This window comes from Enterococcus sp. AMC1157 (assembly GCF_058216555.1).
The window spans coordinates 1,469,490-1,493,606 of the sequence record NZ_CM177099.1 but is presented as its reverse complement, the minus strand read 5'-3'; the positions used below and the strand labels follow the sequence as shown (position 1 = coordinate 1,493,606).

Genomic DNA, 24,117 nt, shown 5'->3' with positions numbered 1-24,117 from the left:
TCAATTTTTCTATCAAGTAAAAAAAGGAGGAATAGGATGGAAACATACAAAAAAACGGCAGAGGAAATACGTCAAGAATTAGATGCAACTAGTCCAGAGGGATTAACAAGACAAGAAGCGGAAAAACGGTTAAAAGAGAACGGACCGAATCGCTTTGATGAAGCGCCAAAACAATCTGTGTTAAGTAAAATTTTGCATAGCTTATCGGACTTTACGACTATTGTGTTGTTAGTAGCTGCAGCAATTTCATTTTATACAGCAATTGCTACAGATCATGGAGATTTATTTGAAGGTATTTTGATTATTGCGATTGTCATTATTAATTCAGTTTTAGCTATTGTTCAAGAAGGAAATGCGGAACGAGCATTAGCAGCTTTACAGGATATGAACAAACAGTCGGCGACCGTTTTTCGAGACAATCAAGTTATAGAAATTGATGCAGAAGATTTGGTTGTTGGTGATACGTTGATTATTGAAAATGGAACATTGATTCCAGCAGATGCACGATTAATTCAAAGTTCACAGATGCGTGTAGAAGAGTCAGCATTGACGGGTGAAAGTGAACCAGTTGAAAAAGATGCTGATTTTGTAGCGACGGAAGATCAACCATTAGGCGATCAAGTGAATATGGTCTTTAATGGAACAACTGTAGTGAATGGTCGTGGTCGTGCGATTGTTACAGCAGCAGGAATGGATACCGAAATGGGTAAAATTGCTGGATTGTTGAATCAAAACACAGCTGGGGCAACACCGTTACAAGTACGTTTAAATAAGTTAGGGAAACGAATTAGTTTAATTGCTTTAGCAGCAGCTGCGCTTGTATTTGTTTTAGGCTATATGCAAGGCGAACCTTTGTTAGATATGTTTATGACAGCTGTTTCTTTAGCTGTAGCAGCGGTGCCAGAAACATTGATGGTTATCGTTACTCTTGCCTTGGCATTTGGTGTTCAAAAAATGGCAAAAAAACATGCGATTATTCGTCGTTTACCAGCCGTTGAAACCTTGGGATCTGCAAGTGTCATTGCCTCAGATAAAACAGGAACTTTGACTCAAAATAAGATGACCGTTCGACGTGTTTGGACACGCGGGGATGAAGTAATCGATATTGAGGACACCATGACTGAAGGTGCAATGGAAGTTTTAAGAGCTGCAGCCTTAAATTCTGATGTTGTGATTGACGAAGAAAATGATGAAAAAAATTATATCGGGAATCCTACTGAAATCGCGATTGTTCGTGCAGTGGAAGAAAACTATCATTCTTTGGCAGAGTTCCAAGAGCAAATGCCAAGAGTTGCAGAAATACCTTTTGATTCTACTAGAAAAATGATGACCACCGTACACAAAAGTGGTAAAAAATATCTTTCAATTACCAAAGGAGCCTTCGATGTACTCTTACCTCGTTTCCGCTTTGGAGATGTGGAACAAGCTGCGATTGTCAATGATCGCTTCGGACAAAAAGCGTTACGTGTTATCGCAGTAGGCTATCGGGTATTTGATGAAGAACCTACCGAAATTACTCCTGAGTTTTTAGAACATGAGCTAACTTTGATTGGACTTGTAGGAATGATTGATCCACCACGTCCTGAAAGTAAAGATGCTATCGCTCGTGCTAAAAAAGCTGGTGTTCGTACAGTGATGATTACTGGAGACCATGTGGTGACTGCCAGTGCGATTGCTAGAGAACTAGGGATTCTTGAAAAAGGAGACAAGGCGGTTACTGGCGCAAAACTCCAAGCAATGTCTGATGAAGAATTAGACCAAACAGTCAAAGAGAATTCAGTTTATGCTCGTGTAACACCGGAAGATAAAATCAGAATTGTGCAATCTTGGCAAAGAACAGGCGCTACTGTTGCCATGACAGGTGATGGTGTGAATGATGCACCGGCATTAAATGCTAGTGATGTAGGTTGTGCTATGGGAATTACCGGAACGGATGTGGCAAAAGGTGCCGCAGATATTGTCTTAACGGATGATAACTTTGCGACAATTGTTGATGCCATTGAAGAGGGACGTACTGTTTATCAAAATATTCGTAAAGCGGTCAACTTCTTATTGAGCTGTAATATTTCAGAAATTTTTATTGTATTATTAGCGATTTTATTTGGTTGGGGATCACCATTTACGGCAGTACAACTCCTATTTGTGAACGTCGTTGCCGATGGACTACCTGGTTTTGCTTTAGGTAGAGAACCAGCGGAAGAAGGAATTATGGATCAAGCACCTATTCCACCACAAGAAAGTATCTTTTCACGTGGTTTATGGCAAAAAATTGGGATCAATGCGGGAATATTCACGGTAGTTACTTTATTAGGTTATTACCTAAGTACTTTTGTAGATGGCGTGAGTCCTTGGATTAGTGCCAGTCAACCAGTTGGACAAACGGTTGCTTTCTTAGTTTTGGCATATTCTTCTATTTTACATGTCTTTAATGTACGTAGTGGGAAATCAATTTTCCAAGTCAAACTTTCATCCAATAAATCATTGGTTGAGATGGCCATTTTGGCAATTATCATTACAACTTTGATTGCTTTACTACCATTTACACAAGGTTTGTTTAACCTAGTGCCAATCAGTTTAAATCACTGGATGTTAGCTATTGCATTATCGATTATTCCAGTATTTGTTAACGAAATGATTAAATTCCATCAATTACCAGATGAGGAATAATATAAAAACCCCTCGAAGAAAAGTGATGCGTTCACTTTCCTTCGGGGGTTTTGTTGTTCATTGGTTTTATTTTGGTAGATTATTATAAAATGCAGCTTTAGTTGCGTAGATATAAGGATTTAACCACAAATAACCAATACCTAACGTCATGACAGCCAAGATATGCCAACCGATAAAGCTTAGATCAAGAATGAATAACTGTCCTTTATAACCATCCATCAGACGACGACTAGCTGTAATTGTATCAACATATTTAGGTACTTGTCCTGTGCTTTCATAGGCATCGTAAAAAATATTATAGGCTTGAGAATAAGCATAACTTTTTACAATTCCTGGAATAATGAATAAGAGTGCCCACAATGTTTGGAAGACATAAGAAATAATGAAGATAACAATGACTCCTAGTGCATAAGGAGAACGGAATCCTCGAAAAACGTCTCTAAAAGGTTCGATAGCCATTTTTCTACCGCGTAAAACATCCAAAAATGTCCAACTAATTCCAGCAGTAAACAAGGCTGCAATTAAACCTCCAATGATACCACCAGAAGAATTTCCCCCACCCAGATCTACGTTCACAGAGACATTTCCACTATCTACCATTTGACTAATATTATCTCTAAATAATGCATAACTTGGAATGGCAATAGCAATAATAAGTACAAATGAAAGAATTAGCGAAATTAAAGTAGGAATAAGGGCTAATAAAATACTTTCTCTCCAACGTCCTTGTAGCATTTCTTTTGCTTCAGCTTTTAATTCAGCATTTGATTTCAATAAAAAAAAACCTCCTTTACTTTTCTACAGTTTAACAGATAACATAAAAAATAGTTAGTATTTTACAGCTCTGACATAAAAGTGAAAAAATAACTTCCTATATAGAAGAATAAAAAATAACATTATCATTTTGGATTTTAAGTTAGAAACCATCAGTTCATCTGTTCAAAAAAGAGACTCTGTGTAAAAGACTATTCCGATCCTACTTTTAGGAATTTCGAAGCTTTCAGCATTCAAACACCGTGTAAGTCATCCTCATCTTTAGTCTATAATAAGTCTTTTTCTACCATTTGAACTTCCGGTTTTGACAATAGATATTTTATATCAAGAAAAATACAGTTGATATCTGCAAAAATAGAGTGCAGAAACTGTAAGAATAAAGTGGATAAAGTTCCTTGTTGTGTACTAAAGAGCTGAATGAATTACTCTGAGTTAGTGCGAATAGCACATAGTCAGAGTTTGAACGTCAGCAGCCTAAGAGACTCATAAGAGGATCGTGGCGGTCTTCCACAACAAAGAAACTTTTGGAACTTTATTCTGGAAGTTTCAATCTCAAATTTGTTTATGACTAGTTAGTAAAATAATAACTAAGAATTTTCTCCTTTATTAGCCATAATGTTGCAAAATCACAGTTGAGCCTTTATCATTAGAAGAGCTGTAGATTAAATAGAGAAAGTAGGGAAATGAATGTCGGAACCTGCCATTCGTTATCGTTTAATAAAAAAAGAAAAACACACTGGTGCACGCTTAGGCGAAATCATTACTCCCCATGGAACATTTCCAACGCCAATGTTTATGCCAGTTGGAACTTTAGCCACTGTTAAAACTATTGCCCCTGAGGAATTAAAAGCTATGGGAGCGGGCATTATTTTAAGTAATACGTATCATTTATGGTTGCGCCCAGGAGAAGATATTGTTGCAGAAGCGGGCGGCTTGCATAAATTTATGAATTGGGATCAGCCAATTTTAACTGATTCTGGTGGTTTCCAAGTATTTTCACTTGCGGATATGCGTAATATTGTCGAAGAAGGCGTTCATTTTAAAAATCATTTGAACGGTTCGCCACTATTCCTTTCACCAGAAAAAGCCATTGATATTCAAAACAAATTAGGCTCTGATATTATGATGAGTTTTGATGAATGTCCACCATTTGATGAAAGCTATGATTATGTTAAAAATTCAGTAGAACGAACTTCTCGTTGGGCTGAACGTGGTTTAAAAGCTCATGCCAATCCAGATCGTCAAGGTTTATTTGGGATTGTCCAAGGGGCAGGTTTTGAGGATTTACGTCGCCAAAGTGCTCATGATCTAATTAGTATGGATTTCCCAGGCTATTCGATAGGTGGTTTGTCTGTAGGGGAACCTAAATCAGAAATGAACCGTGTGCTAGAATTTACAACTCCATTAATTCCTGAAAATAAACCACGCTACCTAATGGGTGTGGGAACTGCCGATTCTTTAATTGATGGTGTGATTCGTGGGATTGATATGTTTGATTGTGTGTTACCTACTAGAATTGCCCGTAATGGAACTTGTATGACTTCTAAAGGTCGATTGGTCGTTAAAAACGCTAAATTTGCCCGTGATTTCCGTCCGATTGATGAGAAATGTGATTGTTACACTTGTCGCAATTATTCAAGAGCGTATATTCGTCATTTGATTAAATGTGATGAAACGTTTGGAATTCGATTAACTTCTTATCACAACTTGCATTTCTTGTTGAACTTAATGAAACAAGTCCGTCAAGCAATTATGGATGATAATTTGTTAGAATTCCGTCAACATTTCTTTGAAGAATATGGATTTAATAAAGAAAACGCTAAAAATTTCTAAAAAAATTCATGAAAAAAGACTAGTGAATTCTATATGTATCTGATACAGTTATTAAGATAGCTAAATATATTGAGGTGAAAAAAATGCAAATACTTATCATGATTGTTCCTTTGATAGCGATGATGTTTTTCATGCAACGTTCTCAAAAGAAACAACAACAACAACGTCAAGATTTATTAAATAGCATGGAAGTTGGTAGCCGAGTAATCACAATCGGTGGCTTGCATGGCGTTATTTCAGCAGTGAATGCCGGCAAAGATACAGTAGAACTTGATTGCGATGGAATCTATCTAGAATTTGATCGTTCAGCGATTCGTACGGTTAAACCAGCTCTTGTTGGGGAAGACGAAGTAGAAGTGACGGTTGAAGAAAACAATGAATAATAAAAATGCTAGAGCAGAGAATTCTCTGTTCTAGCATTTTTTTGTAAAAAGCTTTGTTTTATAACCTTGGTAACTTCTTGGTTGTGTGCCTAGCTGTTAATTACTTATAACTTTGTTTTTCGTGAAATAAAAAACAAAGTGCCGAATTCAATCAGTAACAAGCAAATATACCAAAATAAAGAGACCGAGTCTTTTAAGATGGAGATAGGTGGTTGATTTAGGTACTGGACTAATCCATATAGTGTAAAGAAAATAAATAAAGTAACGATAGTTAGTATGATGGGTTTCTTATATTTTTTTAACATATTGTTCTCCTTTAATCTATTAAAATCAATCGTTAACAAAGGGTAATTATGTAGAAACTTAGAAAAAGTACGAATTGACTTAATCAAGTCAATCTCGTGTAGCTATGTGTCTTGAAATGAGTATAACGTGAAATAAACCATGAAAGAAGCTAAGTGACAAAATTGTTCGTTTGCGTAAACATTCATTAATCAATAAATATTGTGATTTAAAAATTATTGTGAAAAAAATCACTAAAAGGGGTTTACAAATAAAAAAGAATCCTGTATTATTCTATATGTGAAGTAGTTAACAAATAAAAGTAGATAATCTTTAGGAGGATTACGATGGCTAAAACAGTAGAAAAAGAAGTTGGAACGATTGATGTGTCAGTGATGATTGATGATTTGGCTGTTAAGGGAAACGCTGCGTTGAAGGAAATGGAGAATTTTGATCAGGAAAAAGTAGATCACATTGTGCATGAAATGGCAATGGCAGCTTTAGACCAACACATGGCTTTAGCAAAAATGGCAGTGGAAGAAACTGGACGAGGAATTTACGAAGACAAAGCTATTAAAAATATGTACGCTTCTGAATATATTTGGAATAGTATCAAATATGACAAAACGGTAGGGGTTATTAGTGAAGATAAGCAAAAAGGGATTATTGAAATTGCTGAACCAGTCGGAGTTGTCTGTGGGGTAACACCAACAACCAATCCAACGTCAACAACTATTTTTAAAGCGATGATTGCTTTAAAAACACGTAATCCAATCGTATTTGCTTTCCATCCAAGTGCACAAAAATGTTCTGCTGAAGCTGCACGAGTAGTTCGTGATGCAGCGATTGCTGCGGGAGCTCCTGAAAATTGTATTCAATGGATTGAACATCCATCGATTGAAGCAACACAAGGCTTAATGAATCACCCAGGAATTGCCATTGTTTTAGCAACAGGTGGTGCTGGCATGGTGAAATCAGCTTACTCAACAGGAAAACCAGCATTAGGTGTAGGTCCTGGTAACGTACCAGCCTATATTGAAAAAACAGCGAAAATCAAACGTGCAGTCAATGACTTAATCGTTTCAAAAACTTTCGATAATGGAATGATTTGTGCTTCTGAACAAGCAGTGATTGTTGACCGTGAAGTTTATGCAGCAGTAAAAGCTGAATTCCAAGCGCATCAAGTGTACTTTGTAAAACCAAGTGAATTACAAAAATTAGAAGACGTAGTAATGAACGAAGGAAAATATGCTGTTAATCCAGCGATCGTAGGCCATTCTGCAATGGATATTGCAAAATTAGCAGGAATTAAAGTCCCTGAAGGAACAAAATTATTGATTGCTGAATTAGAAGGTGTTGGAGAAGAATATCCACTATCTCGTGAAAAACTATCACCAGTATTAGCAATGATTAAAGCGAAAAATACCGAAGATGGTTTGAAATTATGTGAAGGTATGTTAAATCTTGGTGGGTTAGGACATACTGCAGTGATTCACTCTGAAAATGAAGAATTACACGTACAATTTGGTTTACGAATGAAAGCTTGTCGTATTTTAGTCAATACTCCATCAGCAGAAGGTGGAATTGGTAATATCTACAATGAAATGATTCCATCATTAACGCTTGGTTGTGGATCATATGGTAAAAACTCAGTTTCTCGTAACGTATCTGCAGTGAATTTAATTAACGTAAAAACTTTAGCGAAACGGAGAAACAATATGCAGTGGTTTAAATTGCCATCAAAAATCTTTTTTGAAAAAAACTCACTAATGTATCTTGAAAAAATGGAAAATGTTGAGCGTGTCATGATTGTATGTGATCCAGGAATGGTTCAATTTGGTTACGCAGATACAGTGAGAGAAGTATTAGCTCGTCGTAAAAATGCTGTTCAAATTGAAGTATTCTCTGATGTAGAACCAAATCCATCTACCAACACAGTTTACAAAGGAACTGAAATGATGGCGAACTTCAAACCAGATACAGTGATTGCATTAGGTGGGGGATCAGCAATGGATGCGGCTAAGGGAATGTGGATGTTCTATGAGCACCCAGATACTTCATTCTTTGGAGCGAAACAAAAATTCTTAGATATTCGCAAACGTACCTACAAAATTGATAAACCAGAAAAAACACAATTTGTATGTATTCCAACAACTTCTGGTACAGGTTCTGAAGTAACGCCATTTGCGGTTATCACAGATAGCGATACTCATGTGAAGTACCCATTAGCTGACTATGCGTTGACACCAGATGTGGCGATTATTGACCCACAATTCGTTTTATCTGTACCAGCATCAGTAACAGCTGATACAGGAATGGACGTATTAACGCATGCGATTGAGTCATATGTTTCAGTAATGGCATCTGATTATACTCGCGGATTGAGTTTACAAGCGATTAAATTAGTCTTTGACTATTTAGAAAAATCAACAAATACACCAGATATGGAATCTCGTGAGAAAATGCATAATGCTTCAACAATGGCTGGTATGGCCTTTGCAAATGCTTTCTTAGGAATTTGTCACTCAGTTGCTCATAAAATTGGTGGAGAATATGGTATTCCACACGGACGTACAAATGCAATTCTATTGCCACATATCATCCGTTACAATGCCAAAGATCCACAAAAACATGCAATGTTCCCTAAATATGATTACTTCCGTGCAGACACTGACTATGCAGACATTGCTAAATTCTTAGGTCTGAAAGGTGAAACGACAGAAGAATTAGTCGAAGCATTAGCAACGGCTGTTTATGAATTAGGGAAAAAAGTTGGTATCGACATGAATTTGAAAGCTCAAGGCGTAACTCAAGAAATCTTGGATTCAACAGTTGATCGTATGGCTGAACTAGCTTATGAAGATCAATGTACAACAGCAAATCCAAAAGAACCATTGATTTCTGAATTAAAACAAATCATCGTGGATGCTTATAAAGGCTAATCAATTGTACTAAAATTACTATATAAGTAAAACATCCGAACTTTTTAGAGCAATCGACTGTTAGTGGCTTAAATTTTCGCTAATAGTTGAAACTCTAACAAGTTTGGATGTTTTTATGTTTCCAATCAAAACAAGAGTAATTGGGTAGATGTTGAAACTTCCAGAACAAGTCTCTCAAAATACCCTTGTTGTGTGTCAAAGAGCTGAATGAATTACTCTGACTTAGTGCGTTTAGCACTTTTAGTCAGAGTTTGAACGTCAGCAGCCAAAGAGACTCTGTTAAGAGGCTCGTGGCGATCTCACACAATAAGGGCATTTTTCGGAGCTTTATTCTGGAAGCTTCTATTTCTCTTGAGGAATAATTGTTTGTTAGAAGGAGTTTTTCTTTGCTTGACGGAATCTGTAGATAGGGTAGACTTAAAGAGTAGGAAATTACAGATTTGTAGAGTAGATTGGGGGTTAAAAGATGACAATTGAAGAATCATTACAAGCTTTGGCTAATTCACAAGCAAGTTTACGTAAATTGCAACAAAAATTAAGTCAGCAGTCAATTGTGATGAAACAAGAAGAAAATCAAACGTTTATTTTAGAGCTACGTGATTATGTAGATAGTTTGTCACTGATAACAGATTTTGTTGAACAAGTTGAAACAAAAGAAGTCGTTTTAACAGAGATATCAACCTTATTAAGCGAACAAAATCAATTGATGCAAACAATCCTTCATCATATAGAAGAAAATGTGGAAAACGATCAAGTATTCTTAGGGCAACAAGAAGGTGAACTGCGACGAACATTAATCGGATTAAAAGGAATTTTAGAATTAAACGGTTTGATGCTTCAAGATAATCTAGCTTTTCAAAGAAGAATGAAAGATATCTCTTTGTCAGCCGCACCAATTTCTGAGACGAATGAAAAGCAAGGATTTTTTCAACGAATCTTTGGAAGAAAACAATGATTGGTTACTATTTAAGCCAGCTATCAAACAGAGTCTGTGATTACAGGCTCTATTTTTTTTCAGCAGAAAATAATAAAAATGAGCATGAATTCAACTTTGTTTTAATGCACAAATATTTATATTATGAGAATTTTGTAATTTATGTGTTACAAAAGTTAACATACGTTGAGAATTTTTTAATAATTTACTCATTATTTTGTTGAAATACTGTAATGAGTCTGATAGAATAATTAATTATTGAGGAGGGATGTTATGAAAAGGAATAAAAGTAAATTGTGGCTAGCGTTGTTAGCTACTGTAGCTGTTTTAACAGCATGTTCAGGTTCAGGGGATAACGGAAGTGGTACTAGTGGAGATGAAGGAGGCACGTCTGCAGGGAAAGCAGATCCAACGGTCTTAGTAGTTGCGAATGGGGCAGATCCAGTAACATTTGATATTCAAGCTACAAATGACCAAGCGACAACTCGTGTAGCTAAACAAATCTACGACACTCTGATTGTTCAAACAAATGATCTAGAATTAGTTCCAGGTCTTGCAACTGAATGGGAAGAAGTGGAAGAAAATCTTTTCGAATTTAAATTAAGAGAAGGCGTTGTTTTTCATAATGGAGAACCATTTACAGCAAATGATGTTGCTTATACATTAACTCGTGCTGTAGAATCTCCAACTATCGGACATATCGTAGGATCAATTGATCCAGCTACGATTGAAGTGGTAGATGATTACACAATTCGAGTAGGAACAAGCGATACATTTGGTCCATTTTTAACTCACTTAGCTCATCCAGCAGTAGGTATCTTAAATGAAAAAGCTGTGGAAGAAGCTGGCGAAGACTATGGTATTTCTGAAGTAGTCGGAACAGGTCCATTTAAATTTGTTGAATGGGTAGCAGATACTCAAGTAGTTGCTGAACGTTTTGAAGACTATTGGGGAGATGAAGCAGGCGTAGAACGTATCGAATTCAGAACAATCGCTGATCCAAGTGTTCGTTTAATCGAACTAGAAAGCGGTTCTGTAGATATTGCATACGATATTTCACCATCTGACTTACCAGCAGTTGAAGACAATGCAGATTTAACACTACTAAACACACCAAACTTAGGTGCTGAGTATTTAGGTTTAAATACTCAAAATGATACACCATTGCAAGATGTGAAAGTGCGTCAAGCGATTTCTCATGCAATTGATGTAGATGCAATTATTAACACTGTTTATATGAATGTCGGAGACCACATGGCTGGACCAATCAATGAATTGGTATTTGGTTATAACGAAGATTTAACTCCAACTCCATATGATGTTGAAACAGCTAAAGAATTATTAGCTGAAGCCGGTTATGAAGATGGATTCACATTGTCATTATATGTAGGTGACAATAACCAAGAACGTATCCGTGTTTCTCAAGTTGTAGCTGAAGCATTGGCTGAAATTGGTATTACTGTTGAAGTAACTCAAATGGAATGGGGTGCATTCCTAGATGCAGCAGCAGTAGGTGAGCCTGATATGTTCTTATTAGGTTGGACAACTGTAACAACAGATGCTGACTACGGTCTATTCCCATTGTTCCATTCAAGCAGTTTTGGACAAGCCGGAAATAGAACTTTCTACAAAAATGATCGTGTAGACGAGTTATTAGAGTTAGGTCGTTTTACTTCTGATCAAGACGAGCGTTTAGAGTACTATCGTGAAGCTCAAGAGTTGATTGTTGAAGATGCTCCATGGGTATTCTTACAAACTCGTGAAAATGTAACTGGTTATAGAAATTGGGTGAAAGGTTTCGACCACCATCCAACAGGAAGTTATTTCTTAGATGTGGTTACTCTTGATTAAGATTAATTAGAAATGTTTTTAGGGGGCCGCTTGAAAACGGCCCTTTATTTAATTAGGAGGTGGTTTCGTGTTTCAGTACATTCTGAAGAGAATTTTATGGCTGATCCCGATCTTACTAGGGGTTTCATTTATCGTATTTACAATTATGTTTCTTTCACCAGGTGATCCTGTAACAATGATTCTAGGTGAGGGGGCAACAGAAGAAGCCTATACAGCGTTAAGAGCGCAAATGGGCCTTGATCGTAGCTTTATCGAACAATATTTTAACTATATTAGAAGAGTCTTTTTAGAATTTGATCTAGGTAGATCTTATGTTTCAAGAAGGGTTGTTTTAGATGAAATTTTGGTTCGTTTACCAAACACGATGCGTTTGGCTAGTTGGAGTATTTTATTTGCTTCATTAATCGGTATTCCTATGGGGGTTATTTCTGCAACACGTCCCTATTCAAAAACGGATAATGTCGTGATGTTTATTTCATTGATTGGTGTATCTATGCCAACATTCTGGCAAGCGTTATTATTAATTATTTTATTTACATCTACATTAGGCTGGTTACCTGCAACAGGTTTTACAACATGGCAACAAATGATTATGCCAGTGTTTGCTTTGGCGACTTCTTCAGTTGGAACCATTGCTAGAATTACTCGGTCGAGTATGATGGATGTATTAGACCAAGATTATATTCGTACAGCTCATGCTAAAGGGGTATCAGAGCGAAAGGTGACTTTCCATCATGCATTAAGAAATGCATTGATTCCAGTAGTGACAGTTATTGGTTTACAATTTGGCGCACTTTTAGGAGGAGCCGTATTAACTGAGACAATTTTTAGCATTAATGGATTAGGAACAATGATGGTAAATGCCATCCGTACACGTGACTCGATGACCGTGCAAGGGGGCGTACTATTCATTGCATTTGTCTTTAGTATCGTCAATTTATGTGTAGATATTTTGTATGCTTATATCGATCCGCGAATAAGATCACAATACGATTAGAGGAGGAATAGTATGTTATTTTTTAATAAAAAGAAAATACAAGCAACAGAAGAAATGATGAATATTCCTCAAGGGTCTTGGCGGGAAATTTGGCATGCATTAAGACGTAATCGACGTGCAATGCTCGGTTTAACATTCATTATTTTATTGGTTCTAGTTGCTGTTTTTGCAAATTTTATTGCTCCTTATGGGATGCGTCAACAAAATTTGTCTAATGCGTTACAATCACCAAATATGACTCATTGGTTAGGAACAGATGACTTAGGTCGTGATGTGTTGAGTCGTTTAATTTATGGAACAAGAATTTCTTTAACAGTTGGAGTTAGTGCAGTTTTTGTGGCCTTGATTGTTGGTGGGATTTTAGGCGTACTTTCTGGTTACTACAAAGGTTGGATTGATACCTTAATCATGCGTTTTTGTGATATTTTACTTTCGATTCCATCGATTTTATTGGCAATTGCGATTGTCGCATCTTTAGGATCAAGTCTGCAAAATATGATTATGGCGATTGGGTTATCAAATATTCCAGTTTTTGCCCGCATTATTCGTGCAGGAGTTATGTCAGTTAAAGAAAAACAATTTATCGAAGCTGGAGAAGCCTTGGGTGCGAGTGATGGTTTAATTATTTTTAAACACATTCTCCCTAATATCATGTCTCCAATTATTGTTCAATCATCAATGGGTATTGCAACGGCTATTTTGTCTGCGGTTGGATTAGGTTTTATCGGGTTAGGGTTAGAAGCTTCTGTGGCAGAGTGGGGAACCATGTTAAATGCCGGAAGAGGTTATATCCGTACTCATTCTTATCTAACTTTATATCCAGGTTTAGTAATCATGATTACTATTTTGTCTTTCAATTTATTGGGAGACGGAATTCGGGATGCGATTGATCCGAAGATGAGAGAAAGGTAGTTTGCTTATGAAAACATTAATGAGTATAAAAAATCTTCAAAAATACTTTCCCGTTAATAAGAAAAACTTCTTCCAGATTGGTAAAGAATATGTAAAAGCCAATAAAGATATCACGATTGATATCTTTGAAGGTGAGACGTTGGGAATTGTTGGAGAAAGTGGATGCGGGAAATCAACTTTTGGTCGAACTATTATTCAATTACAACGTCAAACAGGTGGTTCTACACTTTATTATGGCGATACCATTGAAAACTTTATGCCAGCGTACGTTCAAAAAGTTTATCGTGCTTTACCTAAAACTTCAGATAAATACGATCAAGACTTAAATGAAATTGAAGAGTTAGAAAGTCGTTTGGAGCAATTAGAGGGCAAAGAACAAGAAGCCTTGTTTGAAGAACTTCGCTTGAAAAAAATTGCTTTTGATAACTCTTACGGAAACACTTTTCGTTTGGTGGGTGGCTTAGTCGTTCATGATGATTTACAAAAAGTCAGTACGATTTTGTTGTCCCGTTATGCAACAGCTTCAAAACTTGCTGAATATCGACGTGAACTAGAGTTTGAAAATCAACGACAAGCAATGAATATCGATGTGGATAAAGAAGAGATTGCTAAAATTCAACAAGGAATTGAAGTGGAGGAACGTCATTTGCGTGATGTCAACGCTCAATTGGATGAATTAAGAGCACCACTTCAAGGAACACCTAAATTTGAACGTTATGAAAAATACTTGGATGAGGGAATTGACTTAGCGGCTTTAACCAAAAAGGAAACTCGAATTTTGAGAAAAGACTTGCAAATTATTTTCCAAGATCCATATTCTTCTTTAGATCCTCGTTTGAGTGTCGGAGAGATTATTGGTGAAGGTTTATTGATTCATAATTTCTTTAAGAGTAAAAATGATCCTGCTTATGAACCGTATATTTTGGACATCATGGAAAAATGTGGATTAAATCGAGAATTTATTCATCGTTATCCTCATCAATTTTCTGGTGGACAAAGACAACGGATTGGGATTGCTCGTGCGTTAGCTCTACGTCCAAAATTTATTGTTTGTGATGAAGCTGTATCTGCACTGGATGTTTCCATTCAGTCTCAAATTATTAACTTGCTTCAAGATTTACGAGAAGAACAAAACTTGACTTACTTGTTTATTACTCATGATTTAGGGGTAGTTAAATATATCTCTGACCGTATTGGTGTAATGTACTTTGGTCATTTAGTAGAATTGGCTTCAGCACAGGATATTTTTAATAATCCAATCCATCCGTATACAAAACAATTATTGAATGCTATTCCATCAATGGAAGTTGATGAAGATAGCTTATGGGATGCGACTCAAACCTTTGATGATTTTGAATTCTTATATTCTCGTGAAGCAGAAAATGATCCTGATTGGATTGAAGTAGAACCGAATCATTTTGTTAAATGTACCTTGAAAGATCGTGAGTCTTACTATGAAACAAGGGAGGAGCGATTAGATGAGTTTATTACAAGTTGAGAATTTACACACATATTTTGATACTCGCCGAGGAACAGTCAAGGCAGTAAATGGTGTAAGTTTTTCTTTAGAAGAAGGAAGAACTTTAGGAATCGTTGGTGAAAGTGGTAGTGGAAAAAGCCAAACGGCGATGTCTATTCTAAAATTGTTTCAAAAGAATCAATATATTGCAGAAGGTTCAATTACCTTTGACGGGCAAGATATGTTAGCTTACTCTAAAAAGGAATTACTGAAAATTCGAGGCAATGATATTTCGATGATTTTCCAAGAACCAATGACTAGTTTAAACCCTGTTTTTACCGTGAAAGCTCAGATTATGGAAGCTTTGCAACTTCATCAAAAGCTAGACAATAAAGCTGCTCTTAAAAGAACGATTGAATTGCTTGGTGAGGTAAAGATTCCTGACCCTGAACGAGTAGCGAAACAGTTTCCTCATCAGTTATCTGGGGGAATGAGTCAGCGGGTAATGATTGCGATGGCTTTGGCTTGTAGTCCAAAACTATTGATTGCCGATGAACCGACGACAGCCTTGGATGTAATTATCCAAGCAGAAATTTTAAAACTAATGAATGATTTAAAAGATGAATTGAATACGAGTATTTTATTTATCACCCATGATTTAGGAGTTATTAGTCAAATGGCAGATGATGTCATTGTTATGTATGGTGGGAAAGTTGTGGAAAGTGCTCCGATTAAAGAGATTTTCAAACATGCTTATCATCCTTACACGAAACGACTTTTAGCGGCCTTCTTAAGGACAGATATTCGTCAAAGAAAAAATGATGAAACGTTAGACTTCTACAGCAGTGAATGTGAGCAATTTGATTTCTCAAGATTTAGAGATTATGCTGAAGCAGATCCTGATTGGATTGAAGTTGGAAAAAATCATTTTGTTGCTGCAACTGCAAAATAAAAAAAGAATTCCGAAAAACTGGTTAGTTTTTCGGGATTCTTTTTTGCTGTGTTATAAGTATGATTACGCACGCATACTATATCTTCGTAAGTCAATATTACGTGCTTCCGCCCACTCTTTAGGATGCCCGCTGATTAAAAGTGGGACTTTTTTTAGCTTTGAGGTCTCGTTAGCACCAACCATTGCATAAAGCGTAGTTAGTTCTGTTTGCCATTGCTGAACCAATTCTATCGTACTTTCCAACCCATGGGTAAGGAGGTGGTTCAAAATAGTGCCAGAAACTCCAACAGTTTGAGCGCCGAAGCACAGGGCCTTGAAGATATCATAGGCATTTCGAATGCCACCAGAAGCAATCAATTCAAATGGAACAGGTACTTCTTTAGCTTCCAATAAAGAAGCTACATTAGAAACACCAAAGTTATTTAAATAATCAAATTCTCGTTTTTTACGACGAGCATTTTCGATTTGTGAAAAGCTAGTTCCACCGCTTCCAGCCACATCAATAATTGTAATTCCGAGAGCTAGCAATTGTTGAATAGTTTCTCTCGTCATACCAAAACCGACTTCTTTAACGATTACGGGTACATCTAGATGAGTAGCGATGTCTTCTAAATTTTTTAACCAATGAGAAAAATCGCGATCCCCTTCTGGCATTACTAGTTCCTGTGGGGCGTTTAAATGAATCTGCAGTCCATCTGCTTCAAAAAGTTCTACGGCACGTTGAGCGTCATCTAAGGTCGATCCTGCACCAATATTTGCTAATACAATACCTTCTGGATATTCTTGGCGAACGATTTTATAAGAATCTGCTACGTCAGGATTTTTTAACGCTGCTGATACGGACCCTGTAGCTATCATCAAATTTGTTTCTCTAGCTAAAATAGCTAATTGTTGATTGTATTCCTTCGTTTTTTCACTACCACCTGTCATGGCATTAATGAAAAAAGGACTAGACAGTGTTTGATCAAATAATTTAGTAGCAATCGAAATATCTGCTACTCGTGTATTTGGAAAAGAATGATGAATTAATGAAACAGCATCAAAGTCATTTGGTTTTTCTTTATGAAAAGCTTTTGCTAAGCCAACGTGTTCATCTTTGCGATTCATTTTGTTCCTCCTCGATAGTGATAAACGTGTAAAGGAAGCGGCGTGATTTCAGCTTTTTCCCAGCTACTCATTAAAGGTAAAATACCTGTTTTTTGATCGGCAATCACAATGCCACAATCGCCACCGCCAGCACCAGAAGATTTGGCAGCTCCACCACAAGCTTCCGCTAAATCACAAAGTTGTTTTAAAGCAGGCGTCTCAATTTGAACTCCGGTAATGCTAGAAAGTTGAGATAATAGTTGACGATTTCGAGTAATCATTTTTTTAATGGTTCGAACATCTTCATTTTGAAAAGCTTCGATTAAATCTTCTACACAAACGCGACTATTTTCTAGGAATTGTTGATAAGCTAGCTGTTTTTCTTTTTCATTTTGAGTAGATTGATTTACCTGATCGACTAAATCTGAGGTAGATGCTGGACTACCAGTCCATCCAATTAATAGGCGTAAATTTTTAGGTGTTTCTAACGGCTGAATAGATAATTCCGGCCAATCATTTTCTAATAGATGAGACAAGGACCAGCTGTTGCGTTTTTCATTGACCCAGTTATGATCAAAGGTCGAAAAAGCCAACCATCCGCCATAACAACTAGCAGCGATATCTCCGCAAGAACCATTTCCTTGCACTTCCAAATGGGCTAAAGCTGCAATTTTAAATTGTGTAAGTTTGTCCATTTTTAAGTCATAAAAGAGGTTAAGAGCTTTGACGGTACCGACAGTAACCGCACCACTTGAACCTAAACCATATTTACGTCCGTTAGAATTATCCAATTCACTGGTCACTTTTAAATCATAAAAAGATAAAAGTGTGCCTTGTTCTAATGCATATTTTTCTGTTAGACGAATGGCAGCCAAAATATAGTGGAAAGGATTTTCTCGATGATCGAGAATCAGTTCGCCATTTCTACGGGTCCACTTAATGGGTAATTCACTGTATTGTTGTGATTGAATACTTCCATTACGAGTCGCACTTTCAATCGTAACGGTAATAAACTGGTCTACTGCTATAATTAAAGCAGGATGTCCAGGTTCAACGACTGCGTATTCTCCAGCAATATAAAGTTTTCCAGGTGTCGATACTTCAATCATTTTGACACTTCCATTTCTAAAGTTTCTAAGCCTTTTCCAGCATAAGCGACTGTTAATTGTTCACTAGCAAATTCATCAGATAGTTTTTCTAAAATAGTTGAGACATCTTGTTTTTGACAAAGAACTTTAACGTTAGGTCCTGCATCCATTGTAAAATAACAAGGAGTTCCTTCATTACGAATGCGACGAACACTGTTCATAGCTTTTAGACTATCAGGAGACCAATAAGTGAAAGGAGGTGTAGCAGCTAAAGTTGTTGCATGCATTTTTAGACCATTTGCTTCCGTCACTTCTCCTAAAGCAAGGAAATTTTTATTCGTAATCGCCGTTTTAGCAGTTTGTATATCTTGACTGACCGCATCCAACCAAGCATCATAAAAATCAGAAGTCTCCACCGTTCGTTGCATACCATCACGACTGGAAACATCTTTTTGTTGATCATTAATCAAAATGAAAATCATGGCTAATTCTTGTTCCCAATCATCAGAAGGAACAACTTGAGCAAAAGAACTCGTATCAGAATCCCCTTTCTCCCATTCAACAAAACCACCAAAAATACTTCGGCAAGCAGATCCAGACCCACGACGAGCCAACATAGATAATTCTTTTTCGGATAAACCTAATTGCAGGGCATCGTTACAAGCACCCACCAAAGCAGCTAAACCACTGGCTGAAGAAGCTAAACCAGCTGCAGTCGGAACAAAATTTTGACTTTGCACCTGGGCATGAAGTTGAATTCCAGCTTTTTTACGGGCTAAATCTAAAAATTTACTGATTTTTTTAGTTGCTTTTTCATCTTGGATGTCACCATCTAGTGAAAAGCTATCTTGCGTATATTCAGAAGAAAAACGGACACTCGTCTCCGTATAAAAGGCATCTAGTGTAAGAGATAAACTATTATTCATCGGAAGAATCAGTTCCTGATCTTTTTTGCCCCAGTATTTAATGAGCGCAATATTTGTATACGCCCGTGCTTTTCCTTGATACATGTATGATAAACTCCTTTAAAATAATCTTTTGTTCAATAATTTTGATTTTTCGAACAAAAGGCTGATCTTGTGTTCGATAATTTTGGCTTTTCGAACAAAAGACTGATCTTGTGTTCGATATTTTTGATTTTTCGAACAAAAGGCTGATCTTGTGTTCGATATTTTTGATTTTTCGAACAAAAGGCTGATCTTGTGTTCGATATTTTTGATTTTTCGAACAAAAGAGCAATCCTGTGTTCGATTTTTATGCTTCTTCAAGTGTCACTTCGTATTTATTAGCGGTTGTTTCAACAGAATGGGCAAATCTCCCTAGTCCTTGTAACCAAGTATTTTTAACGCCTTGGTCTTTTAGGATGCTAGCTAATTCTTCTGCTTGTTGCTTATTCTCAAGTAAGACAAGCAAGCAACCACCTCTGCCGCCACCAGTTAATTTCGCACCTAAGGCATGATGTTCTAGAGCTAATTGGATATACTGATCAATAGCTTCGTTACTCACGGTTAAATTTTTCAAATGCTGTTGTGCCTGATTCATCGCTTTACCCAATCGCGATTTCTGATTGTAAATGATGGCTTCTTTGGCTTGTTCGGTTAATCGACCTAATGCTTTAATTTCTACACTTATTTCATCAGGAGCCTTTTCAAAAAGTTTTGCGACTGAACGAACAGCTGAACGCGTTTGTCCTTTGATACCTGTGTCTGCAACTAATAAGTAGGCGTCAATATTAAGTGGAAAAGAAAGGTAATCATGGTCTTTTCTAAAATAGATGGGTTGCTCTCCACTGGTTGCTGCTGCATCGATACCGCTGGGATTTCCATGGGCAATATTTTCGGAAAAATTGACATAGTCCAATAGTTCTTCTTGTGACAAAGTTATTTTTTGCCAGTCAAAAAAAGCTCTAGTAATGGCAACTGCCACGGCTGCGCTAGAACCCATGCCTCGTTCTGAAGGGATGGTGCTTTCAATCACTAGATGGAAATTTTCAGTATGTAATTTTTGTTGTAAGCAAGTAGCTAATTGTTGGATATTTGTTAATTCTTCAGGAACATCTGCTAAAAGTCCGATATGGTAAATAGATGTTAAAGAATTTTCCTTAGCTGATTGCACAGTCGCTGTGACTTGTGTTCCACTAAAAGGAAAAGCAATAGCGGGTTCTCCATAAACAACAGCGTGTTCGCCCATTAGAATAATTTTTCCGGTAGCCTTACCAATACCTTTTGTTGACATGATTGGCCTCTTTCTATACTAGTTTCGAATCCTCTAGCTATTTTACTAGATAAATGTGCTCACGTTAAGGGTTCCGCGCATATTCGATAAAAAAAATTGAAATCTTAAAACTTTATTTGAGATTTCCTAATAAAATTCTTTCAATAATTCTTCTTGACTCCACTAGATATAGTAGGTTAAAGTATATAAGTTGAAAAAAAGTACAATATTTAGTGATAAGTGAGTTGGAGGCAATGAGTGTGATTGTATTAGCAGGAACAATAGGAGCAGGAAAATCTAGCTTGACGGCATTATTAGCAGAACATTTGGGAAGTCAGGCATTTTATGAGTCTGTAGATGACAATGAAGTGTTGCCACTTTTTTATGCAGACCCAAATAAATATGCATTTTTACTACAAATTTATTTTTTAAATAAACGTTTTGATAGTATCAAACAAGCATTAAAAGATGATAACAATATTTTGGACCGCTCGATTTATGAGGACTCGTTATTATTTCATCTAAATGCCGATTTAGGTCGTGCGACAGAAACAGAAGTCCGAGTATATGATGAGCTATTAAAAAATATGTTGGAAGAACTGCCTTATGCCGCGCACAAAAAGCATCCAGATTTATTAATCCATATTCGAGTATCCTTTAAGACTATGCTAGATCGTATTGAAAAACGAGGTCGTGACTTTGAACAAATCTCATATGATCCAAGTCTATATGATTACTATGAAGAGTTAAATCGGCGTTACGATCAGTGGTATAACGACTATGATGCTAGTCCTAAAATTCAAATCGATGGCGATGTATTAAATTTCGTCGAAGATACAGAAGCAGCGAAGAAAGTCATTGAATTGATTGACGAAAAATTAAAAGAAGTACGCAAAGAGACGATTTGAGTAGATTAACTCAAATCGTTTTTTTTTAGAGAATATTTATTTTAGCTTGTGAATCTGTTCCACGAAAAATTTTTTTAAATCAATCAATACCACTCAGAGTAGTATCTCATTAGTTAGGGATTCTATGAGAGAGCTTAAAAATCGATTAGTCGATTTTTGTTATGTTATACTGATTTTGTTTGGTCTAACAAACAAAATTCAGAAATAATGGGGGAAAGAAATGAAAAAATGGTATGGAGCGATGCTTTCATTAATCGCGATTGCAACATTAAGTGCTTGTGGAAATCAAGAAAGCGAAGGATCTGAGGAGAAAGTTATCACTGTTGCTACTCAACTTGAAACGAGTGCAGAGATGGTCAAAATTGCTTCAGAAGTCGCGGAAAAAGATGGTTGGGAAATCAAAAATGTGTCTGTAACGGATAACGTTGCTTACAATGACATGGTTGAACACGAAGAAGCAGATGCAAATTTTGCTCAACATAAACCATTTATGGAACAATATAACGAAGAAAAAAATGCACATTTAGTTGCGGTACAACCAATTTATGACGTGAAAATTGGTTTTTATTCGAAAGACTATCAAACAATAGATGAAATTCCTGACAATGTACAAGTTGCACTTCCAAATGATCCAACAAATGAAGGTCGTGCGTTAGCTATTTTAGAAGAGCAAGGTTTAATTAAATTAGCAGATGGTGTAGGTGTGGAAGGCCGCATCAGAGATGTTGTAGAAAATCCGAAAAACTTTAAATGGTTGTCTGTTGATTTACTGAACCTATCAGAAAGTTATAATGAACCTGGTGTAGCACTTGTATATAATTATCCAGCGTATATCAAAAAAGTGAATTTAACACCAGATGATGCAATATTTCTAGAGGAAAGTAAAACGGATCATTTTGCGCTACAAATTGTTACTCGTGAAGATATCCGTGATTCTGAAAAAATAGAAGTCTTGAAAAAAGCGATGACAAGCAAAGAAGTTCGCGATTTTATGGAAGAAAAACATGGCGATACAATGATTCCTTCTTTTTAAGAAAACAGAAAGTAAAGTCTGACAGTCTATAGGATTGTCGGACTTTTTTTACCTATTTTTATCATTCACATAATTTAATATAGTTATTGGCAGGTAGGGCGTCCGAGTACTAGAAAAAACATTTCGCTAATTATTTTTCATTTTCTAGCAAATAAATTGGGTGAGCAGAAGGACTATAATAGCCTATTAGTAAATAGAAAAAAGGAGTTGGAGTTAGTTGAAAATAGTAGTGGGAATGGTGTCTGTTGCAATGAGTTTGCTTTTATTGGTAGGTTGTCAAACCTCCTCATTGGAAGAAACTCAACAATCAGGTGTAAACCAAACAACAGAGGAAACCGTTGTCGATTCTGATTTTACAGAAGCTACGACGAATGAAGAAAATGAAGCGATGGAAGAATGGTCAGCAATTAATGCGGTTACACCAATTGAGTCCTTACAGTATGAAGTCGTAACGGACAATCGAAATAATCGAGTGATGCTATTTGAGAACGCCACAGGACAAAAAGTGGTTAAAAGCTCTATGTTAAAAACACAGGTCGTTTGAAAGTAATTGATCTTCAAGCGGATGAAACTTTGTTTAATGAGGAGATTAAGTAATTTATTGAAAATTACCGATAATATCAGTTATTTCTACAGTTTTTAGCCTTTTGCTATTTGCTTATTTACCTTTTTTGTGCTTATATTTTAGTAAACGGAGTAAGAAGGTGAAAAGGGTATGGCGGGTATAAGAGATGTAGCCAAGAGAGCAGGAGTATCTATTGCAACTGTTTCTCGTGTATTAAATGAAGATCCGACCCTTTCTGTGACAGAAGAGACACGTCAGAAAATAGCTGAATCTGTAAATTTTTATAATTACTCACTTAAGAAGGCTTCAGGCAAAAAATTAAGTAGTATTGCGGTAATTACCACAGTTTCTGAAATTGACGAATTAGAAGATCCTTACTTCCGAGCGATTCGCAGAGGCATCCAACTTGAAGCGGAACAAAGTAAAGTGAACTTGTATAAAACAATCCGTCTTTCAGAAGATGTCTTGCATGTGGATGAACTAAGAGATTGCTCAGGAGTATTGATTATTGGTCAAGTGTTGTCTTCAGTGATTGAAATGGTAGCAACTGTTAATAACAATATTGTGATTATTGATGATCCAAGTGCAAGTTCTAAATGGGACGCAGTTTATACAGATTTGGCACAAGCGACTAGAGAGCATTTAGATCGTTTATATGATAAAGGTCATCGAAATATTGCCTTTATTGGTGGTCGTAGAGTTCGAATAGATGAAAATAGTCGGAGTCATGCTTCGGAAGATGATTACCGGAAAGTTGCTTATGAACAATGGATGAGTGAAAAAAATTTAAGCGAATCAATTCAGACCTATCTTAGAGGATGGACCACCTTGGATGGAATGAAAGCCACAGAAGAAATGCTTCAAAGAAATCGAGATAAACTTCCGACAGCACTAATTGTTGGGAATGATCCTATAGCTGTAGGAGCGTATAGAGCTTTACAAAAACAAGGATTAACAATTCCGGATGATATTTCGATTGCTAGTTTTGACAACATCGAAGTAGCTGAATTTTTAACACCTTCCTTAAGTACAGTTAATGTAAACACAGAGGAATTAGGGAAAATCGCTGTTCGTGTAATGCATGCCAGATTAAAGAAAATAAGAGACATCCCGATTCGAGTAATCGTTGCTAATAATGTAATTGTTAGAGAAAGTGAAAAAGAAATTTAAAAAAAGTTAGTAAACACTAAACGTAGTGTTTACTAACTTTTTTATTTATTTTACTAAAATATATTGA

Annotated in this window: 19 protein-coding genes; 14 read left to right on the top strand and 5 right to left on the bottom strand. The window is 36.4% G+C overall.

Translation table 11 applies throughout. The annotated features are described in order from the left end of the window. Positions 1 to 36 precede the first annotated feature (36 nt). Complete coding sequence (locus AC4BBX_RS07200; RefSeq protein ID WP_490453214.1) at positions 37 to 2,667, top strand: calcium-translocating P-type ATPase, PMCA-type; 2,631 nt, start codon at positions 37 to 39, stop codon at positions 2,665 to 2,667. A 66-nt stretch (positions 2,668 to 2,733) separates the two neighbouring features. Here the strand turns inward: AC4BBX_RS07200 and AC4BBX_RS07195 are convergent, their stop codons facing one another. Beyond that, positions 2,734 to 3,441 carry a DUF975 family protein gene (locus AC4BBX_RS07195; RefSeq protein ID WP_490453213.1) on the bottom strand — a complete coding sequence of 236 codons (708 nt, stop codon included), beginning with the start codon at positions 3,439 to 3,441 and terminating at the stop codon, positions 2,734 to 2,736. A gap of 687 nt (positions 3,442 to 4,128) precedes the next feature. Between AC4BBX_RS07195 and tgt the strand changes: the two genes are divergently transcribed. The 9 genes from tgt (at position 4,129) to AC4BBX_RS07150 (ending at position 15,986) form a co-directional block, all read left to right on the top strand. Further along, on the top strand, positions 4,129 to 5,274 hold the full coding sequence (gene tgt, locus AC4BBX_RS07190) for a tRNA guanosine(34) transglycosylase Tgt (protein WP_490453212.1): 1,146 nt from the start codon (positions 4,129 to 4,131) through the stop codon (positions 5,272 to 5,274). Between the two features lie 83 nt (positions 5,275 to 5,357). Further along, positions 5,358 to 5,657: a preprotein translocase subunit YajC gene (gene yajC / locus AC4BBX_RS07185; protein ID WP_490453211.1), complete on the top strand. Its 300-nt coding sequence runs from the start codon at positions 5,358 to 5,360 to the stop codon at positions 5,655 to 5,657. Between the two features lie 629 nt (positions 5,658 to 6,286). Further along, entirely contained in the window at positions 6,287 to 8,881 is a 2,595-nt protein-coding gene (adhE, locus tag AC4BBX_RS07180; protein WP_490453210.1) for a bifunctional acetaldehyde-CoA/alcohol dehydrogenase, read from the top strand. A 466-nt stretch (positions 8,882 to 9,347) separates the two neighbouring features. Next, on the top strand, positions 9,348 to 9,836 hold the full coding sequence (locus tag AC4BBX_RS07175) for a hypothetical protein (RefSeq protein ID WP_490453209.1): 489 nt from the start codon (positions 9,348 to 9,350) through the stop codon (positions 9,834 to 9,836). Between the two features lie 252 nt (positions 9,837 to 10,088). After that, on the top strand, positions 10,089 to 11,666 hold the full coding sequence (locus AC4BBX_RS07170) for an ABC transporter substrate-binding protein (protein ID WP_490453208.1): 1,578 nt from the start codon (positions 10,089 to 10,091) through the stop codon (positions 11,664 to 11,666). Positions 11,667 to 11,733: 67 nt separating this feature from the next. Further along, the gene (locus AC4BBX_RS07165; protein WP_490453207.1) at positions 11,734 to 12,663 is read left to right on the top strand and encodes an ABC transporter permease; all 930 of its coding nucleotides are present in this window, start codon (positions 11,734 to 11,736) and stop codon (positions 12,661 to 12,663) included. Positions 12,664 to 12,675: 12 nt separating this feature from the next. Beyond that, positions 12,676 to 13,575, top strand: a complete 900-nt coding sequence (locus AC4BBX_RS07160) for an ABC transporter permease (protein ID WP_490453206.1) — start codon at positions 12,676 to 12,678, stop codon at positions 13,573 to 13,575. A gap of 7 nt (positions 13,576 to 13,582) precedes the next feature. Further along, positions 13,583 to 15,073, top strand: a complete 1,491-nt coding sequence (locus tag AC4BBX_RS07155) for an ATP-binding cassette domain-containing protein (protein WP_490453205.1) — start codon at positions 13,583 to 13,585, stop codon at positions 15,071 to 15,073. After that, the gene (locus AC4BBX_RS07150; protein ID WP_490453204.1) at positions 15,054 to 15,986 is read left to right on the top strand and encodes an ABC transporter ATP-binding protein; all 933 of its coding nucleotides are present in this window, start codon (positions 15,054 to 15,056) and stop codon (positions 15,984 to 15,986) included. The genes AC4BBX_RS07155 and AC4BBX_RS07150 overlap by 20 nt, the downstream gene beginning before the upstream one ends. A gap of 63 nt (positions 15,987 to 16,049) precedes the next feature. Here the strand turns inward: AC4BBX_RS07150 and fni are convergent, their stop codons facing one another. The 4 genes from fni to mvk all read right to left on the bottom strand — a co-directional run bounded on the left by fni (position 16,050) and on the right by mvk (position 20,395). After that, on the bottom strand, positions 16,050 to 17,093 hold the full coding sequence (gene fni / locus AC4BBX_RS07145) for a type 2 isopentenyl-diphosphate Delta-isomerase (protein ID WP_490453203.1): 1,044 nt from the start codon (positions 17,091 to 17,093) through the stop codon (positions 16,050 to 16,052). Then, positions 17,090 to 18,181: a phosphomevalonate kinase gene (locus AC4BBX_RS07140; RefSeq protein WP_490453202.1), complete on the bottom strand. Its 1,092-nt coding sequence runs from the start codon at positions 18,179 to 18,181 to the stop codon at positions 17,090 to 17,092. Before AC4BBX_RS07140 ends, fni begins: the two co-directional genes overlap by 4 nt. Then, positions 18,178 to 19,170, bottom strand: coding sequence for a diphosphomevalonate decarboxylase (gene mvaD / locus AC4BBX_RS07135; protein WP_490453201.1), 993 nt, complete (start codon positions 19,168 to 19,170; stop codon positions 18,178 to 18,180). Before mvaD ends, AC4BBX_RS07140 begins: the two co-directional genes overlap by 4 nt. 244 nt (positions 19,171 to 19,414) lie before the next feature. Continuing rightward, complete coding sequence (gene mvk / locus AC4BBX_RS07130; RefSeq protein WP_490453200.1) at positions 19,415 to 20,395, bottom strand: mevalonate kinase; 981 nt, start codon at positions 20,393 to 20,395, stop codon at positions 19,415 to 19,417. A gap of 233 nt (positions 20,396 to 20,628) precedes the next feature. Here mvk and AC4BBX_RS07125 point away from each other — a divergent pair, with 233 nt between their 5' ends. From AC4BBX_RS07125 to AC4BBX_RS07110, 4 genes are all read left to right on the top strand, one after another. After that, positions 20,629 to 21,282: a deoxynucleoside kinase gene (locus AC4BBX_RS07125; protein ID WP_490453199.1), complete on the top strand. Its 654-nt coding sequence runs from the start codon at positions 20,629 to 20,631 to the stop codon at positions 21,280 to 21,282. Positions 21,283 to 21,502: 220 nt separating this feature from the next. Further along, positions 21,503 to 22,315 (top strand): MetQ/NlpA family ABC transporter substrate-binding protein, encoded by an 813-nt coding sequence (locus AC4BBX_RS07120; RefSeq protein WP_490453198.1) that lies wholly within the window; start codon positions 21,503 to 21,505, stop codon positions 22,313 to 22,315. Positions 22,316 to 22,532: 217 nt separating this feature from the next. Continuing rightward, positions 22,533 to 22,859 carry a hypothetical protein gene (locus AC4BBX_RS07115; RefSeq protein WP_490453197.1) on the top strand — a complete coding sequence of 109 codons (327 nt, stop codon included), beginning with the start codon at positions 22,533 to 22,535 and terminating at the stop codon, positions 22,857 to 22,859. A gap of 171 nt (positions 22,860 to 23,030) precedes the next feature. After that, on the top strand, positions 23,031 to 24,050 hold the full coding sequence (locus AC4BBX_RS07110; protein ID WP_490453196.1) for a LacI family DNA-binding transcriptional regulator: 1,020 nt from the start codon (positions 23,031 to 23,033) through the stop codon (positions 24,048 to 24,050). Positions 24,051 to 24,117 lie beyond the last annotated feature (67 nt).